The 16,744-nt window shown below is 44.8% G+C and carries 12 protein-coding genes; 7 read left to right on the top strand and 5 right to left on the bottom strand.

Going from position 1 to position 16,744, the window contains the following annotated elements; genetic code table 11:
- Positions 1 to 28: 28 nt before the first annotated feature.
- Positions 29 to 1,396 (bottom strand): NAD(P)-dependent oxidoreductase, encoded by a 1,368-nt coding sequence (locus tag RTR76_RS12925; RefSeq protein WP_312521297.1) that lies wholly within the window; start codon positions 1,394 to 1,396, stop codon positions 29 to 31.
- Positions 1,397 to 1,596: 200 nt separating this feature from the next.
- Between RTR76_RS12925 and RTR76_RS12930 the strand changes: the two genes are divergently transcribed.
- Positions 1,597 to 3,564, top strand: a complete 1,968-nt coding sequence (locus RTR76_RS12930; RefSeq protein WP_312521299.1) for a methyl-accepting chemotaxis protein — start codon at positions 1,597 to 1,599, stop codon at positions 3,562 to 3,564.
- 222 nt (positions 3,565 to 3,786) lie between these two features.
- Here RTR76_RS12930 and RTR76_RS12935 read toward each other — a convergent pair whose 3' ends face one another.
- Entirely contained in the window at positions 3,787 to 4,779 is a 993-nt protein-coding gene (locus RTR76_RS12935) for a 4Fe-4S binding protein (RefSeq protein WP_312521301.1), read from the bottom strand.
- Positions 4,780 to 4,915: 136 nt separating this feature from the next.
- Positions 4,916 to 5,227, bottom strand: coding sequence for a hypothetical protein (locus RTR76_RS12940; RefSeq protein ID WP_312521303.1), 312 nt, complete (start codon positions 5,225 to 5,227; stop codon positions 4,916 to 4,918).
- Between the two features lie 129 nt (positions 5,228 to 5,356).
- On the opposite strand from RTR76_RS12940, the gene RTR76_RS12945 reads away from it, so the two are divergent.
- Together RTR76_RS12945 and RTR76_RS12950 are read left to right on the top strand one after the other, a co-directional pair.
- Positions 5,357 to 5,602 (top strand): hypothetical protein, encoded by a 246-nt coding sequence (locus RTR76_RS12945; protein ID WP_312521305.1) that lies wholly within the window; start codon positions 5,357 to 5,359, stop codon positions 5,600 to 5,602.
- 138 nt (positions 5,603 to 5,740) lie between these two features.
- Positions 5,741 to 6,301: a 3'-5' exonuclease gene (locus tag RTR76_RS12950; protein WP_312521306.1), complete on the top strand. Its 561-nt coding sequence runs from the start codon at positions 5,741 to 5,743 to the stop codon at positions 6,299 to 6,301.
- On the opposite strand, the gene ftsH is transcribed toward RTR76_RS12950, so the two are convergent.
- On the bottom strand, positions 6,298 to 8,121 hold the full coding sequence (ftsH, locus tag RTR76_RS12955) for an ATP-dependent zinc metalloprotease FtsH (RefSeq protein WP_312521307.1): 1,824 nt from the start codon (positions 8,119 to 8,121) through the stop codon (positions 6,298 to 6,300). The two genes, RTR76_RS12950 and ftsH, sit on opposite strands and share 4 nt — an antisense overlap.
- A 179-nt stretch (positions 8,122 to 8,300) precedes the next feature.
- On the opposite strand from ftsH, the gene RTR76_RS12960 reads away from it, so the two are divergent.
- The 4 genes from RTR76_RS12960 (at position 8,301) to RTR76_RS12975 (ending at position 15,643) form a co-directional block, all read left to right on the top strand.
- Positions 8,301 to 8,897 carry a TetR/AcrR family transcriptional regulator gene (locus RTR76_RS12960; RefSeq protein WP_312521309.1) on the top strand — a complete coding sequence of 199 codons (597 nt, stop codon included), beginning with the start codon at positions 8,301 to 8,303 and terminating at the stop codon, positions 8,895 to 8,897.
- A gap of 84 nt (positions 8,898 to 8,981) precedes the next feature.
- Entirely contained in the window at positions 8,982 to 10,079 is a 1,098-nt protein-coding gene (locus RTR76_RS12965) for an efflux RND transporter periplasmic adaptor subunit (RefSeq protein WP_312521311.1), read from the top strand.
- A 17-nt stretch (positions 10,080 to 10,096) separates the two neighbouring features.
- Positions 10,097 to 13,177 carry an efflux RND transporter permease subunit gene (locus RTR76_RS12970; RefSeq protein WP_312521312.1) on the top strand — a complete coding sequence of 1,027 codons (3,081 nt, stop codon included), beginning with the start codon at positions 10,097 to 10,099 and terminating at the stop codon, positions 13,175 to 13,177.
- A gap of 93 nt (positions 13,178 to 13,270) precedes the next feature.
- Positions 13,271 to 15,643, top strand: coding sequence for a hypothetical protein (locus RTR76_RS12975; RefSeq protein WP_396145050.1), 2,373 nt, complete (start codon positions 13,271 to 13,273; stop codon positions 15,641 to 15,643).
- Positions 15,644 to 15,759: 116 nt separating this feature from the next.
- Here the strand turns inward: RTR76_RS12975 and RTR76_RS12980 are convergent, their stop codons facing one another.
- Positions 15,760 to 16,665 (bottom strand): LysR family transcriptional regulator, encoded by a 906-nt coding sequence (locus RTR76_RS12980; RefSeq protein ID WP_312521317.1) that lies wholly within the window; start codon positions 16,663 to 16,665, stop codon positions 15,760 to 15,762.
- Positions 16,666 to 16,744: the final 79 nt, after the last annotated feature.

Here is a 16,744-nt window from a genome sequence, read left to right on the forward strand (position 1 = left end):
CCCGCCTATATCAGGCGGGGTAATTTCTTTAGCATTCTTCTATCAGCTTTTTGGCTTCAACATACTGGGCAATACCGGCAGCTACTTTTTTGGCTTCTTTCATTGCCAGGACAACAGTTGCCGGTTCATGCACCACATCGCCACCAGCAAAAACCCCTTTCCGGGTCGTCATACCATAAGGGCGTTCTTTAGTAATGACATAGCCGGAGGAGTTGACTTCAATGCCTGTAGTGGAAGAAACGATCCGGGCGGCGGGACGCTGGCCTATCGCTAAAATGACCTTATCTGCGGGTAAGGCCGCCATTTGTCCTGTACCAAGTAACCTATCATTCTCGTCTATTTGCTGTACCTCATACTCTAATGCAGTTACTTTCCCCTTGCCGGCAAAAGCAGTAGGGCTGGCTAACCATTGGAATTTTACACCTTCATGCTTAGCCTCTTCATATTCTGACTGAAGAGCCGTAATGCCTTTTTCCGTACGTCTGTATACAACGGTAACCTCTGCGGCACCTACACGGAGTGCCGTACGGGCAGCATCCATTGCTACATTACCGGCACCAATAACAATGACCTTGTCTCCAGTATGGACAGGTACTTCCTTCTGATGCAGGCCTCCGTTGTTGGCCAATTGAACCATGCTCAAAAAATAGGTAGCCTGAATAACACCGGGCAACGTGTTGCCCGGCAGTTCCAGCGTCCGCGGCAGAGCGGTTCCTGTACCCATAAAAATGGCATCAAAGCCATCCGCAAACAGCTGGTCGACCGTTATGTCCGGGCCGATTAATACTCCTGTTTGAAAGAGTACACCATACTGCTCTATCTTGCGGATTTCACGGCGCACAACATCTTTATTTAAGCGGAATTCCGGAATGCCGTACATTAAAACCCCGCCAGGCTCGGCCTGACCTTCGAAAACGGTAACTGCAAAACCGGCTTTAGCCAGATCGCCGGCGACGGTAAGGCCAGCCGGTCCTGATCCGATTACCGCTACTTTACCAATGGCATTCTTTGTTTTGGCAACAGCACTAATGTCCATTTCCGTATCAAAATCCGCAATAAACCTCTCTAGCTTACCGATTTTGATACCACAGTCTTTTTTGTTGAGAATACAGGCCGCTTCGCATTGCTTTTCATGAGGGCACACCCGCCCGCAGACGGCAGGCAGATTACTTCGACGGGAAATAATTGCACTAGCCTCTCCTAAGTTGCCTTTAGCGAGCGACTGGATAAAGCCGGGGATTTCATTTTCTATAGGGCAGCCTGTGCGGCACAATGGCTTAGGACAGTTCAGGCACCTTTTTGCTTCAGAGATAGCCTCACGAGTAGTAAATCCTTCATCTAACTCATTGAAGGTTAGATCTTGCTTGTCAAAGTTACTTTTTTGGTCAATCAGCATGTTAGAAAAGTGCCTCCCTTTTACCGAAGATCATGGTTTATCATACCTCAATCAATAAAAATACGTCAACAAAGTGAAAAATTTCTCAGTTCGTACATAAAAAATACAGAAATACATGAGTCAGTGACATTGCTTGACAATCTTAGGCATGGTAGAATGTTATTCGGAAAAAAAGAATTTTGTCGAAAGTAGGCGAAAGAATGAAATTGCGCACAAAGCTGCTTAGCGCATTTGCTTTGCTTGTAGGGATAGCGTTGCTCGCTGTATCCATAACCGGCTATAATTACTCAAAAAAAATGATGGAAGACAATATTAACCGCGAAATGCACACGGAAGTAAATGCTCATACATTTAAACTCGAAGGCTGGCTCGCAGCTAAAACGGAAATGCTGACAACCAGCCGCAATATTGCTGCTCAGCATGTGGCTGGCGGGACAGTGCCGGCCAGTTACTTAAAGGCCTTTGAGAATGACAATTCGGTTACAGATATTTACATCGGCTTTGGAGATGGACGCTTTCTGGATGGTACCGGCTTTATTCCGCCAGCAGATTTCGATCCGCGTAAGCGCAGCTGGTATGCTGGTGCGATAGCCAAAGGGGCTTTGATTTACACCGATCCTTATGTTGACGTATCCACTAAGCAATATGTGGTATCTGCTGCTATACCGCTAAAGGACCAGTCAGGAACTGTAATTGGTGTTATGGGTGAAGATATATTACTGACAAAGCTTACTGAAGCTGTTAGGGATGTTAATCTGCATGGGCAGGGATTCGGCTTTCTGGTAGATTCCAATGGGGTGATACTTGCTCATCCTGACGAAAAAAGTATTGCTAAGAAGTTAGCTGATTTGCCGGGCTTCAAAGAGGTTGCCGCTGATATGCTTACGAAAGAGGTCGGATCGACAAAGTATCAAAATGACGGAGCAGAATCGCTGCTTATTTACCGTAAATTGCCGGCTACTGGCTGGACACTGGCGATTACTGTGCCGGAAGCGATCGTATATCAGCCGCTCCAATCGTTGCGTCTGACCTTTATTATTTTGGATTTAGTTGCAATAGGGGCAGTTGTCATAGCTGCAATGATTTTTGCACGGCGCCTTGTTAAGCCGTTAACTGAGCTTGCTGCCAAAGCGAATCAGGTAGCTGAGGGGGATTTGACAGTGAAGGCGGTTATCTCCGGTCAAGACGAAATAACCGATTTAGCCCGGGCCTTTAATCAAATGGGCGATAATTTACATAGTTTAATCCAACAAATTAACCATTCTGCTCAGTCAGTCGGTATTGCTGCAGCGGAACTGGGAACGTCATCCAGAGAAGCGGGGCAGGTCTCGGAGCAAGTGGCGGTAACAGTAAGTGATTTAGCCCGAGGAGCTTCTGACCAGTCTTACTCCATACAAAAAGGATCGACTATGGTACAGGATACCAGTTCGGCCGCAATGACAATATCCAGAGCGGCTGACAGTGCCGCCAGCCGTTTGTCTGTAGTGCAGGAAGCTTTGGATCAGGGGGTTGATGCTGTTAATCAGCAGCTCGATCTTATGGAGAAAAATAAAGTAGCATCAGGAAATGTTGGACAGGCGATTAATCTGCTAGCTGAAAAATCACAAGTAATTGGACAAATTTCGGAGGCGATTGGCTCAATTGCCCGGCAAACTAATTTATTGGCTCTTAATGCTGCAATTGAAGCGGCAAGGGCTGGCGAACAAGGCAGGGGTTTTGCCGTAGTAGCTGATGAGGTACGGCGCCTAGCTGAGCAGGCTGCTGCTTCCAGCCAGGAGATTGCCGATTTAATTACTCAGGTACAGGCCGGGACCGATCAGGCCGTACATGAAATGGAACAAGCCAGTACGCTGGTACTTCGTCAGGAAGCTGCAGTGAGCAGTACAAAGACGTTTTTTGATCATATCGAGCAAGCTGTTGTCACGATAGTAAGTGAATTTACACAGGTGACCAGCCAGTGCCAGCAAATAACTGCCAAAACTGCAGAAGTAACTACTGTCATTGGTGATATTGCCGCGGTGGCTGAAGCGAGTGCTGCTGCTACTCAGCAAGTGGCAGCAGCTACTGAAGAACAAAGTGCCTCGGTAGAGATGATTGCGGCAACGGCAGATCGGTTGTTGATAGAAGCCGATAAGTTAAAAGAAGAAGTGCGTCACTTTAAAATTTAACATATAAAAAAGGTCCAGGATTCTGGACCTTTGAGACTGTCGACAAAAGTAATCCAGCAAAGGAGATCGCCACGCTCGCGATGATACCCGACCTTACTGTCATTGTGAGGAGTAAAACGACGCGGCAATCTCCTTTCAGGTACGTTTGTCTATACGCTGAACGGTCCAGGATTTCTGGACCGTTTTTTTATTTTATCGATAAGCCTCGCGCCAGCCCGTTATTTACGGATGGCCCAGTGAATGGAGCATGGGGACAAACTTGATCCAAAACTGAGCTAATAAGGGAGACTCCCAGTAGCCCGTCAGCCTGGCGAGACCAATACCGAGCATGAAAAAGCCAATTATCAAAGTCGAATAGTGAAAAGGCTTCAAAATCATTCCACCAACCCGGGATCGAATGGATAAGGTACCAGACTCGGGACAAACTTTTAGGCACTTTTGGCATAATGTGCATTCGGGCGATGTAATGGTATGGGCCGATGAAATTCGTATTCCACTGGGGCAGGAACTGTCGCATTGCCGGCAGGAACTGCAGGCAGCACAATCGCGCCTAATCGTAAGCGGAGAAAAAACAGCGAAAAGATTAAGTAAGGCGCCATAAGGACAAAGATAACGGCACCAGAAATTTTTAACTAGCAGCGAGAGCAGCAGCAGCACGGTGATAACCTGAAGTGTCAGGGAAGAAGGCACTAGAAAGAACTGCAGCATTTTTACATCCGATACGGTGTTGTAGGGCGAATTGAGAAATGCTACGACCGCTTCGATAGGCATTCCTAAGAGGATTACATATAAAAAAAATCCTAGGATTAGGTATTTTGGAATAAACAGCATGTAGTGTAATGTTCGGTTAATTGGAGGCATTTGTACGGGTAATCGCTGACATACTTCGCCGAGCAGTTCTGACGCTGTTCCCACGGGACAGAGATGACTACAGAATCCTCGTTTAAATAATAATGCAGAACTAATTGCCAGCAGCAGAATGGTCAAGCCGGCAGGGTGGATACTGTCCCAAACACCAAGAACCAGCCATTGCTTAGCAGCCAGTAGAGCTGATATGGGCAAAAAGGCCTCTACTGCCGGAAACCGGTACTGAAGAGCTGCTTCGCCGAGAAGTGGCAGCAAATGTACTGCCTGATAGAAAAAAATACCTGTAACCAGATAGAAAATAATAAAGTAAATTTGACTGGCTTGCCGTAAATCCAGCTTGAGTTTCATAGAATCCCCCTGCTTACGAAATTCCTTCCCAGCTATTATAGAGTAAGCAATAGGGAAAATATGTGATCTAAAACACACAAACACAGAAAAATTTAGAATAAATAATGCGGTTTTGTGTATGTCTTGTGTATTCTGCTTAATTCAGCGTAACTTTAAGCTCTGAATAGTTTTCCTGATCATCAACAAGACCTTCCAGCGCCTTTGTTACACTAGTAAGGCGTACGAGGGCTGGATTGTGTGTATTGCACAAATGAATATCGAAGCGGGACAGCCGCTTTCCGTCAACTGTATAATGTTCGACATTGTCGATGTTAATGGTTGTCATTACTTTATGTTCGAATAACCGCGCAGTAACGGCCTTAAATAACTCTAAATCAGTAGAAACAGCCTCTTTTACAACAAGCTCAACAGAAAATATCCGATATATCACGTCATGTGAAATATACACAGTAAGCACTTCCTTTATCTTTACAATATAATTTAGTGACAAAACAGGGCTGCCGTTAAAGTGATAGGTACCACGGCAAAATAAATTTCATATTATGTAATATGAATGAACAGTCTTTGGAGTGATAGTATGTGGGAGCTGTTTGATGGTGATGGATTTGAAGAAGTTTATCTTACGGCTGGCGAGTGGGATGTGAGTACCGGTAAGCACCGATTGCGGATCCGTATCGTGGCGGACCGTAATAATAAACATTATTACAGTATTACTGCCAATAATAATGAAAGAGGTCCATTACAGGTATCCCGAAGAGGCTATAAGAGTGTGGAGCAGGCGTTAGAGCAAGCAGTCAGGGAAATTAAACTTCAGTATAAGTAGCTGAGCCATTGCAGCTGGAGTTACCGGACCTTCTATGGTAAAGAAGAACGATTATCATAGAAGGTCTTGTTATGCCATAAAGCGAATACTGGCAAATAGAAATAAGATGCAGCAAACCCATACGAGGAGTTGATGAATGTGAAGGAGTGCTTTACGGCACTTGATTTTGAGACTGCTAATTATCAAAGCAACAGTGCCTGCCAGCTTGGTATTGCCATAGTAAGCAATGGACAAATTGTTATGCAGAAATCATGGCTGATCAAACCACCAACCAAAGTATTTACGTTTTCCTATCTGCATGGAATTACGTACAGCATGGTTAAAGAACAGCCGACATTCGGTGATATTTGGTCTGAGGTTAAGCCATTTGTGACAAATGAAATAATTGCTGCTCATAATGCAGACTTTGATATGGGTGTATTAACTGCTGTTTTGGCTCATTATCAGCTCTATGTTCCCGAGTTTTATGTGATTGACTCTCTGACTGCGGCGAGAAAAGCCTGGCCAGGGTTAAAAAATCATAAGCTTTCAACGGTGGCAGAACACCTGAATATAGAACTTAATCACCATGAAGCCCAAAGTGATGCTGCCGCTTGCGCTGAGATAATCCTAAAAGCGGGTCAAAGTAATATTGAAATTAATCGTATTATAAACAGAAGTCTGCCTGAAAGCATGGACCTGTTTGGCGGCAATTACTAAGTGTTTTGCTGCTCAATATCTTTAGCAATTTTGGCAATCCGGTCACCGGATATAACTTCTTCATTTTGCAGCACCGCAGCCACTTCATGTAACACAGCAAGGTGAGTGGTCAAAATGGTATTTGCTTTTGTTTGGGCATCGCTTAAGAGGGCACGTATTTCCTCGTCAATAGCAGATACCGTGGCAGGGCTTAGGTCATTGCGGCTGGAAACATTGCTTTGTAAATAAGTCGCTGCTGAAGCGGCATAGCGAACAGGACCTAATTTCTCTGACATGCCAAACTCCGTGACCATTCGCCTTGCCATTTCAGTTGCCCTCTCTAAATCATTAGAAGCGCCGGTAGATGCTTCTTCAAAAATCAGCAGCTCGGCTGCCCGTCCTCCTAGCATGACAGCCAAACGGGATTTTAATTCGCTTTCACCGATGAGGTAACGGTCTTCTTCCGGCATTTGCAGCGTATAGCCAAGAGCTCCCTTGGCAGTAGGTATGATGCTGACCTTATGTACCGGATCGGTGCCGGTAAGGTAATAGGCAGCTAATGCATGACCTACTTCATGATAGGCAACTTTTTTGCGAATATCGCCAGCAAGCGGCGTTTTGCGCTGAAGGCCGGCAATCACCCGCTCAATGGCCAAATCAAAATCGTCCATGGATATGGTGACTGAATTGCGCCTGACTGCCAGGAGAGATGCTTCATTTGCAATATTAGCTAATTCAGCTCCGGAAAAGCCAGAGGTCACTTTGGCGATGCGGCTAAGATCAACATCATCGTGTAACGGCATGGTTTGAGTATGAATAGTGAGGATTTCCAGCCGGCCTGATTCGGCAGGAAGATTGACTTGTATCTGGCGGTCAAAACGGCCTGGTCGGACTAAGGCCTGATCAAGAATTTCCGGGCGGTTGGTAGCCGCCATGATGACTACTCCCGAATTAGCTTTGAACCCGTCCATTTCTGCCAGCAGCTGGTTAAGCGTATTTTCCTGCTCGCTGTTTGTACCAATATGTCCAATACTCGAACGCGCTTGTCCAATAGCGTCAATTTCGTCAATAAATATAATGCAGGGTGCTTTCTGCTGTGCCTGCTGGAAAAGATCCCGTACCCGCGCTGCACCTACCCCTACAAACATTTCCACAAAACTGGAGCCGGTGAGAAAGAAAAAGGGTACGCCTGCCTCTCCGGCAGTGGCCTTAGCCAGTAATGTTTTGCCTGTGCCTGGAGGACCTGCCAATAAAACTCCTTTTGGCAGCTTTGCGCCGATATGCAAAAATTTTTGCGGAGTGGTCAGATATTCAATTATTTCCCTAAGTTCAACTTCCGCTTCTCCCACACCGCCGACATCTTTAAACTTGACCCCAATCATTTCTCCTTCAATTTCCCGGGCCTTACTTTGCCCTAAGGACATGGCATTATTGCCTGCGCCGCCCATACGCTTAAAGAGAAAGTACCAAATCAGAACAAGCGGCAGCAGCGGTAATATCCAACCTAACAAAGAGGCCAACAGGCCTTTGGTTTGAGCCTGAGCTGAGAATGTTACGCCTGAGGCTATGAGCCGGTCAACTAAGGCTGGATCATTGACAATAACCGCATTGGCAGCAGCTTCGGGCTGGTTATTAGTTGTTTTCAGCGAAAATATGATGCGGTCTCCCGACAGGATAACCGTATCGACTTTTCCTTCCTGAAGATCTTTTAAAAAAACATTATAACTAACTTCTGTTTCCCGGATGATAAATGGTTTATAAATCATATCGTTAAACAACCAGGCTAGCAGTAATGCCCCAAGTAAATACCAGGTGGAAAAGTTACGCTGCTTTTTATCCATAAGAGAACCCCCTCAAAAGTCGTGCACAAGATGGTGTTACTATTATGCTAATTACCTATCAATATTAATCTGGCGGTAAGACGTTAGCAAAGCAATAAATAGTTCTTGACAATTCGCCATTTCTAAGCAATAATTAAACATACCGACCGGTAGGTATCCGGGAGGGGAGTTTACAGAAAGTGGATGATACCATGACCAAGGAAAACATTATTATTGCCTCTTTGCGGTTGTTTTTAATGAGGGGTTATACTTCAGTGTCCCTAATCGATGTTGCAAAAGAGGTTGGTATTACCAAAGGCGGAATTTACCACTATTTTTCCAGTAAAGAAGAATTGCTTAATGTCGCTATATACTTCTTTCTTGATCGTTTTGAAGAGAAGTATATTAATTTGTTAAACAAAAATAAAAGTATCCAGGATACGTTGGAGTGCTTACTGGTAAAGCAGGAGCAGGAGGAATATGTAGCCACTCTGCTTGGGACGGAAGATAAATACAATATTGACTACGCTCATTCAGGTATTGAAATTGTAAGAAAAATCCCCGGTGTTCTGGCAAGAATGGAGCAAATTAATGCTACGTTTTGTGAACTGTTTACCAAGAAAATCGAGGAAGCAGTTCAAGCAGGCCAGCTGAAGGAATGTGTTGACAGCTATGCTTTAGCGGTTAGTATATTAGCAATGGTTAGCGGTTATAAGTCCTTAGGGGAACAATTTCAGACAGAGCCTATGCGTAAGCGGCTGGCAGATAACATGTGGCAGCTGATACAAAATAACTAATTAAAAAAATAAAAAAATTTTAATTACCACATACCGACTAGTAGGTATGGAAAATTAAGGGGAAATACATGGAGGTTAGCTTAAATGAAAAAGCTTAAGTCAAAGTATGGAATTATACTAGCGGTATTGCTGATTGGCAGCATCGCAGTAGTGCATAGCGGTGTTTTTGCCGGAAATAAAGAACAGGCTAAAAGCAGCAGTACCGGCCTAAGTGTCAAGGTAACTGAGCCTCAATATATTGACAGTGTACCCGGAATTTCCTTGAATGGATCGCTGGAGGGCCGGACATCGGCTACAATTAGTGCCAAGCTGGCCGGACGGATCGAGCAGATTATGGTGGAAGAAGGTCAGCAGGTTAAAGCCGGCGATGCTTTGATTCGCCTGGAGTCGGTAGAACTGGCCAACTCGGCACGGCAGGCTCAGGACGGAGTCCGCAAGGCTCAGGCTAATTATGAGCTGGCACTTAATGACTTTAGCCGGTATCAGACTTTATTCGATAAAGGTGCTGTTTCAGAGCAGCAGCTAGATAATGCAAAGGCCAAATTAAAAACGGCGGAAGCCGATTTATCCAGTGCCCAATCCAGCCAAAGCAGTGCCGATCAGCAATACGGTTATGGTGTGATTACCGCGCCTGTTGATGGTGTTATTGCTAATAAAACGGCTACTGTAGGACAGGTAGTTTCACCGGGAGCGGCACTGATGGCTGTACAGGATATTAATCAGGTATATGCAGTTATCAATGTTGAGCAAAAAGATTTGGGACGGGTAAAAACAGGCCAAAAAGCAAAGGTTACTGTTGATGCTTATCCAGGGAAGGTCTTTGCCGGAACAGTAGAGGTTATGAACCCGGAAGCCGGTTCTGCAAGCAGAACATTTAGAACGAAAATTAAATTAGATAATAACGACGGCGATTTAAAAGCCGGTATGTTCGCCAAAGTACAATTGGAAACCGGTGAGACAGTAAAGGTATTAACTGTGCCACAGTCGTCTGTTGTCCAAAAGCAGGGTTTATATTATGTATTCACGGTAGATAATGGTGTAGCTGTACGCCGTCAAATTGAAATTGGTGAAGTAAACGGCAGTACCATTACTATCACTGCCGGGCTGCAGCCTGGCGAACAGGTGATTATCACCAGTGTTAACAGAATTAATGATGGCGACTCTGTGAGAGTAGCGCAATAGAATAGGGGAAGAAAGCCATGAAACTTACTGAGATCAGTATTAAGCGTCCTGTGTTTGCCACAATGCTTATTTTGGCACTGGTAGTTTTGGGCTTGTTCAGCTACATGACGTTAAATGTGGATGAATATCCCAATGTTGAAGTGCCAGTTGTTGCCGTTACCGTTTTATATCCCGGTGCTTCGCCGGAGCAGGTAGAATCAAAAGTAACGCAAGAGGTTGAAGAAGCCGTAAATACGGTGGCCGGTGTTGAGCATATCACTTCAACGATAAGTGAAGGATCTTCAACAACGGTAATTCAGTTTACGATGGAAACAAACTCGGATACGGCGTCGCAAAGCGTGCGCGATAAAGTCAGCGCTATACAGGCCTCTTTGCCGCAAGATGTAAAAGCGCCGATTATTTCCCGTTTTGACCCTTCAGATACTCCTATTATGTCGCTCGCACTTACCGGTAACGTCAGCCAGCGTGAATTAACCGTTATTGCCGAAGATATTGTAACAAAACGCATCAAGACGGCAAATGGTGTTGCATCGGCTGAGGTAAAGGGCGGTGTCGATCGTGAAATCCGCATTCTGCTGGATAGTGATAAAATGTCATCGTACCAGCTTACTGTACCGGAAGTATTAAATAGTCTGCGCAATGAGAATGTTGACGCTCCTGGCGGTAAAGTTACCGACGGTAAGCGGGAAACAAGTCTTAGAGCAGTAGGCAATATGACATCAACAAACCAGTTTCTCAACATACCTGTTGGACAGCGTAATGGTGTTCAGCTTTATGTGAAAAATGTAGCAACTGTAGAAGATACGACGGAAGATGTCTCAGCAATTACTAAACTAAATGACAAACCAGCTCTTGGTATTGACATTATGAAACAGTCCGGCAGTAACACGGTACAAGTAGTGGATAATGTTAAGGCTCACTTGGAATCCATTAAGAAGGAACTTCCCGCCGGTATTGAACTGGCAATTGTCCGTGACAACTCGAAGACGATTCATGAATCACTGGAGGATGTACAGTTTAACCTAATCGTTGGGGCGGTATTGGCAGTCGCCATCGTGTTCCTGTTTTTAGGCAATTGGCGCAGTACCATTATCAGCGGTATTGCTATCCCGGTTTCTGTTATTGCCTCTTTCCTGGCAATGAAGGTATTAGGCTTTACGCTGAATACCATGTCTCTTTTAGCGCTGTCGCTTGCAGTCGGATTGCTGATTGACGATGCGATTGTTGTAATCGAGAATATTGTCCGTCACTTGGAAATGGGTAAGAATAAATTTGATGCCGCTCTTGAGGGAACAAGTGAAATTGGCTTGGCCGTTATGGCCACAACACTTACGCTGGTCGCCGTTTTCCTGCCGGTCGGCATGATGAATGGTATCATTGGCCAGTTTTTTAAAGAGTTTGGGATTACCGTTGCAGTCAGCGTTTTAGTATCGCTCTTTGTTGCCTTTACCTTAACACCGATGCTGTCAGCCTACTATCTGGAGCATTCGGAAATAAAAGGAACAAGCAAATTAGGACGCTTATGGTTAAAATGGAACAATAAATTCGATACTTGGACAGCGCAATACGGTAAGTTTCTAGCGAAGATCTTAGGCCATCGCCGTACAGTAATGCTTGTTGCAGTAGCTATGTTTGTCGGCAGTCTGGCGCTGGTGCCCTTTCTTGGCTCGACATTTATTCCTGATGCCGACTCTAGTGAGATTACTGTAGAGGCTAAAGTTGATCCGGGGATGAGTGTACAAGCAGTAAGTGAGATTGCCGATGAAATGTCGGGTATTATTCACAACAACCCTGAGGTCAAAATGACCTATAGTATAGCGAATGCGACGACTATTAATATATTGACTGAAATTACTCCCAAGAATGAGCGTAAGATAAGTGATACGCAGATTATTGGAGATTTGCGTGAGAATTTAAGTGATATTCCAGGGGTTAACGTCAGTGTATCTAAAAAGTCTGGTATGTCCAGCGGTAAACCTGTATCCCTTATTATTCAGGGACCTTCAATGGAAACTCTTGCTGATGTAGCAGAGAAGGTTAGGCAAATTGTTAAAGATGTACCGGGAGCAATAGACGTGTCTTCCAGTTATGAGGCAGGGAATCCTGACGTGCAGGTGGTTGTAAAACGGGATCAGGCCTCAGATCTGGGTATTTCGGCTGCTTCTGTTGCTGATACGCTGCAGACAATGTTTAACGGTAAAGTTGTATCTTCCTACAAAGAAGGCGATGATGCTTTTGATGTAAAAGTGCTGCTTGATCCGGCAACCCGCAGCAGCTTAAACAGTATTAACAATATTTATCTGTCCAGCAGTAATCGCAGCCAAGATGGTCAAGCCGTTATGGTAGGGCTGTCGCAGGTAACCGATACGGTATATGCGACAAGTCCGGCTCAGATAAAACGTTACGATAATCAGCCGCAAATTACAATTTCAGCTAATTTAGAGGGTATAACACTTGGTGATTTCAACAAAGAATATGATAAAAAGATGAAAGGCTTTACCATGCCAGAAGGATACAGCTTTGTGGCTGCCGGTCAGTCCAAGTCAATGAATGAGGCTGTAACCAGTATGATGATGGCATTGGCATTGGCTGTATTGTTTATCTTCTTTGTTTTGGCTTCACAATTTGAAAGTTATCTTGATCCGTTTGCCATTATGCTGGCATTGCCGATGGCAATTATCGGAGCTATTCTCGGCCTCTTGGTGATGAAGAGCACGCTTAGCATCATTTCTTTAATTGGGATCATCATGCTAATGGGCTTAGTAACCAAGAATGCGATTTTGCTGATTGACTTTGCCAAACAGCGACGCGCAGAAGGTGTAGAGCGCAACCAGGCGTTAGTGGAAGCTGCTGTAACCCGTATGCGTCCAATCATCATGACTACACTAGCTATGATCGCGGGTATGATGCCGCTGGCTCTTGGTATTGGACCAGGCGCAGAGTCACGTGCACCAATGGCTCATGCGATTATTGGCGGTCTGATAACTTCGACGGTTCTGACGTTGATTGTTGTTCCTGTAGTATATACGTTGCTTGATGATGTGAAAAACGGCAAATTCAGTTTCTGGAAGAAACGGTCGACGGCAAAAAAAGGATAATGATAAGAAGCAAGCCCAAAATGAAGAGGAACCGTCCTAACGATGTTTGTAACGTTAGGGCGGTTCCTTACGTATTTTTCTTTTAGAAAAGAGGTGAATAAATTGGGCAAATGGCTCACTGCTGTGAAAAGAATAATCGGTCGTACTTTTTGGAGAAATACGTTTAATCGTGACATTGTGATGCAGTTGATTGTCAGCATTTTGCTAGCATCGCTTATTGCCGGTACAATCTCAGTGGCTGCGGACACTTTTTTTGGTAAGACGTTAACTTCTCTTGTCGGCGATTATGGTGAGTTTGACGTAATTGTAAATGTTCGTGAGGACAAGCGAGAAGAAGGGCAAGTCGAAATACAAAAGATTATTGAGCAAGCTTATCCCGGTGCTAAAATGCAAACAGGACCGACAATAACCGGTTTGACCAGCTTTTTTGTTGGGCTGCCTGCTGAATATAAAACGAAACAAACATATGAACAACTGGATAATACCTTTGCAAGTGTTACCGGTAAGTCGGGCATTAGTATCATGACGGAACCGCGTGTAACCATTAAGGGGGTACCGGATGGTGCCAAAAATACATTAGTAGAGCATATTATGCATATTGATGGCGTATTATTTGCTTTCCGCGATGGCAGCTCTGTTACCGTTATTTTGTCGGCGATTGATAAATCGGCGTATGTGAATCAAGAAATTCAGAAGCTGCTTAATGAGCAGCAAATCATTGAGATTACTTTTCCTGTTGGCAGTGAGCCGGAAAACGCCGTTCGTTTAGGTGACAGAATTGCAGCCGCTATTCATCAGGAGAAAGCAGTTACTGTAGCGGAAAACGTATCGGTGGACTCAAAAAATAACGAAATGGTTTATATGGTAAGTACGATGATCGAACTTAAACGTTTTCTTAGCTCTTATGCGACGCAGGTAACCCTTGCTCCTCAGGCAGGTGTCCAGCTTGCTCCCGGTGATGTTGTTGCATTCCAGGGGAGTGCAGCAGCACCCCTCCTTGCCGGTACCATGCCTGCTGCAGGCAATGTATTGGTGCAGGTGAAAACAGTAGGAGTCAATGGAAGTGCCGAAGGTACCATTACGCAGGGAACTGCGGTTGAGCTGAATAATACTGTGGGCCATGTGCTCAAGGATAATGTTATTGCTGGGGCGGCTGCCACTGCGGCATACCGCAATCCCCGGCAGCAGCTGGCAAATGCATTGACAGAGACATCGAAATTAGTAGGGCAGATTCCCGGCCTTGCTTTAGATACGCAAAATATGGCTGGCATCGGTATTCATACGCTCGATAATTATAACAACGGTGTTGGAGCAATTGAGAAAACATTGACTAGTCTTCAAGCTGCTGGTACTACCATTCAGGCAGCTACCGGAGCTATGGCTAATTTGAGCACGGAAGGCTTACAGGCGCAGTTAGGCAATTCCTCCCGCGCACTTAGCGGCCTTGCTGCGACAATGCAAGTTCTGCAGCTGGTGAATCCCCAGGCGGCCGGTTCAATTGCCGAATTGAACGCGACGGGGCAGACGCTGGATAGCTTGCAGACAGGCCTTGCTGCGCTTGATCAGGTTGCCGCTAATGCCCGTAATGCGCAGGCATCTATTAGTACAATTGTTGATGAAGGAAATAATACCTTAACTGAAGTACGTGCTTTCAATGTAGCCGGAGCCCGTCAGGACTTAGCGACCTTAAGCGGACGCCTTACAGAAGTGCAGCAGTTTAATACTCCCGTGGTAGCTGCACAATTGCAGTACCTGGCGGCAGCTGTACCGAATATGAGAGATGATGAAATCAGTCGTTCAGAGCAGCTTTTCGACCAAATTATCGGTGGTCAGGTGATTCCCAGCCAACGTATTCAAATTATGACTAACAGCAATATCAATGCTGATTTTATAGCCCCGATCATTTACCGGGAGGCAGGGCATGAGAACCTGTCAATATACACTGCTGAAATGGGAACTATTCAGCAAGATCCCCGGGCACAAGTCATGATGATTCTTACGCAGGTTAAAGCTATTTTGGCGGCAATGGTTGCGCTGGTCGCCACTATCCTGTTTTTAGTGCTTGACCATACGGCGGTAATGACGATGTTTTGCAGGCAAGGGAGAAGCGAGATAAATAAAGAAAAAGGATGGCGGCGGATGGTACAGGGTTTCCGTCATACCTTCGCGGCACCGGATTGTCTCTATGGAATGTTAGTTGGTTCGGTGCTGCTTACTGCTATTTTTATCATTGCCGGTGGCGGTATACCCTATTTGCCCTGGATTGGGGTGCCTTTTTTGGGAGCCCTGATTGGATTGGCGGTAGCTAATAATGCCGAAAAAATCAGCCCCTTATCAATGGATGAGGTAACGGCTGGCGAATCGCTTGGGCTTTCGTACGATGAAATCATGCGTGAAATTGTCGTTCCGAATGGGCGACCGGGATTATTGCAAAAGATGAATTATTACAAGTTAAAATTCAAGTAAAAAAAGTGCCGGATCGTTCCGGCACTTTTTATATGTGAATTGAAAATATTTACTTGTAAATACAGGAAGTTGAGGAGTGTTTGGTGAACACCCTCTTAGAGGAAGTTGTACAATTGTTATTTACCAGTGATGGATTCTTCCTGCAAAAGTGACTTTTTAGCGAAGCTAAGCCACAATTGAGCTGCGTGAGACAAGTACCTCCCCTTTTTCCAAATGACGGACATTTGATGCCAAATTTGCGGGCTTGCCAGGGGAATAGAGGTAATTGACTTTGAACTGAGCTCAGCACAAAGCTTACTAGGTAAAAATGCTATTCCTAAATTAGCTGCGACTGTTTGAACCATGAGTTCTCTCTGCGAGGTTTCGAAGATAATTCTGGGTGGAAAGCCAACCATTTTGCAGTGATCAATAATTTCATCATGGAGACTGAAATCATCGCGATAAATAACAAAAGATTCATTGGCTAGATCTTTTAAGTCTATTTCAGAGAGACGGCTTAAGGGATTGTCCAAGTGTATGATAACTTTGAGTGGATCATTTGTAAGTGAAAAGGATTCATATACTGCAGCGTCGGGAGTACTGCAGACTACCCCAATATCCAACGTACCTTCCTGAACCCGGAGTTCAACGTTTTTTGAACCATGCTCATACAATTCAATATCGATTTGGGGATATTTCTTGCGGAATTCGCCAAGCAGCTGGGCAAAGACAGTAGCCTCAGTAATTGGTGGAAGGCCAATTAATATTCTGCCTTTTTCAAGCTTAAATTCATTCTCGAATTCAGTCGTCAAATTGTTGAACATAGAAACTACCTGCTGGGCCTGACCGAGAAAAATAACGCCTGCATCGGTCAGCTGAACCGATTTAGAGTTTCGATTAAATAAAGTAACCCCCAGGTCTGTTTCCAAATCCTTAATCATTTTGCTTATGGCTGATTGTGATACGTGAGCAGCAACTGCAGCTTTACTAAAGCTTTTCTGGCGAGCAACTTCAATAAAGTATTTTAAATGATGAATATCCATAGGCCACCCCCTATCTCTATTCTACTATCTATAAAAGTCATAGTAAATATCATTATTATATATTTTACTTGTGCAATAG

It is taken from the genome of Anaerospora sp., from assembly GCF_032013335.1.
Taxonomy (GTDB): Bacteria; Bacillota; Negativicutes; order Sporomusales; family DSM-15969; genus Anaerospora.

What these genes read in the sequence shown, in the direction of transcription:
- RTR76_RS12925 (WP_312521297.1), bottom strand. Translation starts at nt 1,396, where the DNA reads ATGCTGATTGACCAAAAAAGTAACTTTGACAAGCAAGATCTAACCTTC.
- RTR76_RS12930 (WP_312521299.1), top strand. Translation starts at nt 1,597, where the DNA reads ATGAAATTGCGCACAAAGCTGCTTAGCGCATTTGCTTTGCTTGTAGGG.
- RTR76_RS12935 (WP_312521301.1), bottom strand. Translation starts at nt 4,779, where the DNA reads ATGAAACTCAAGCTGGATTTACGGCAAGCCAGTCAAATTTACTTTATT.
- RTR76_RS12945 (WP_312521305.1), top strand. Translation starts at nt 5,357, where the DNA reads ATGTGGGAGCTGTTTGATGGTGATGGATTTGAAGAAGTTTATCTTACG.
- ftsH (WP_312521307.1), bottom strand. Translation starts at nt 8,121, where the DNA reads ATGGATAAAAAGCAGCGTAACTTTTCCACCTGGTATTTACTTGGGGCA.
- RTR76_RS12965 (WP_312521311.1), top strand. Translation starts at nt 8,982, where the DNA reads ATGAAAAAGCTTAAGTCAAAGTATGGAATTATACTAGCGGTATTGCTG.
- RTR76_RS12970 (WP_312521312.1), top strand. Translation starts at nt 10,097, where the DNA reads ATGAAACTTACTGAGATCAGTATTAAGCGTCCTGTGTTTGCCACAATG.
- RTR76_RS12980 (WP_312521317.1), bottom strand. Translation starts at nt 16,665, where the DNA reads ATGGATATTCATCATTTAAAATACTTTATTGAAGTTGCTCGCCAGAAA.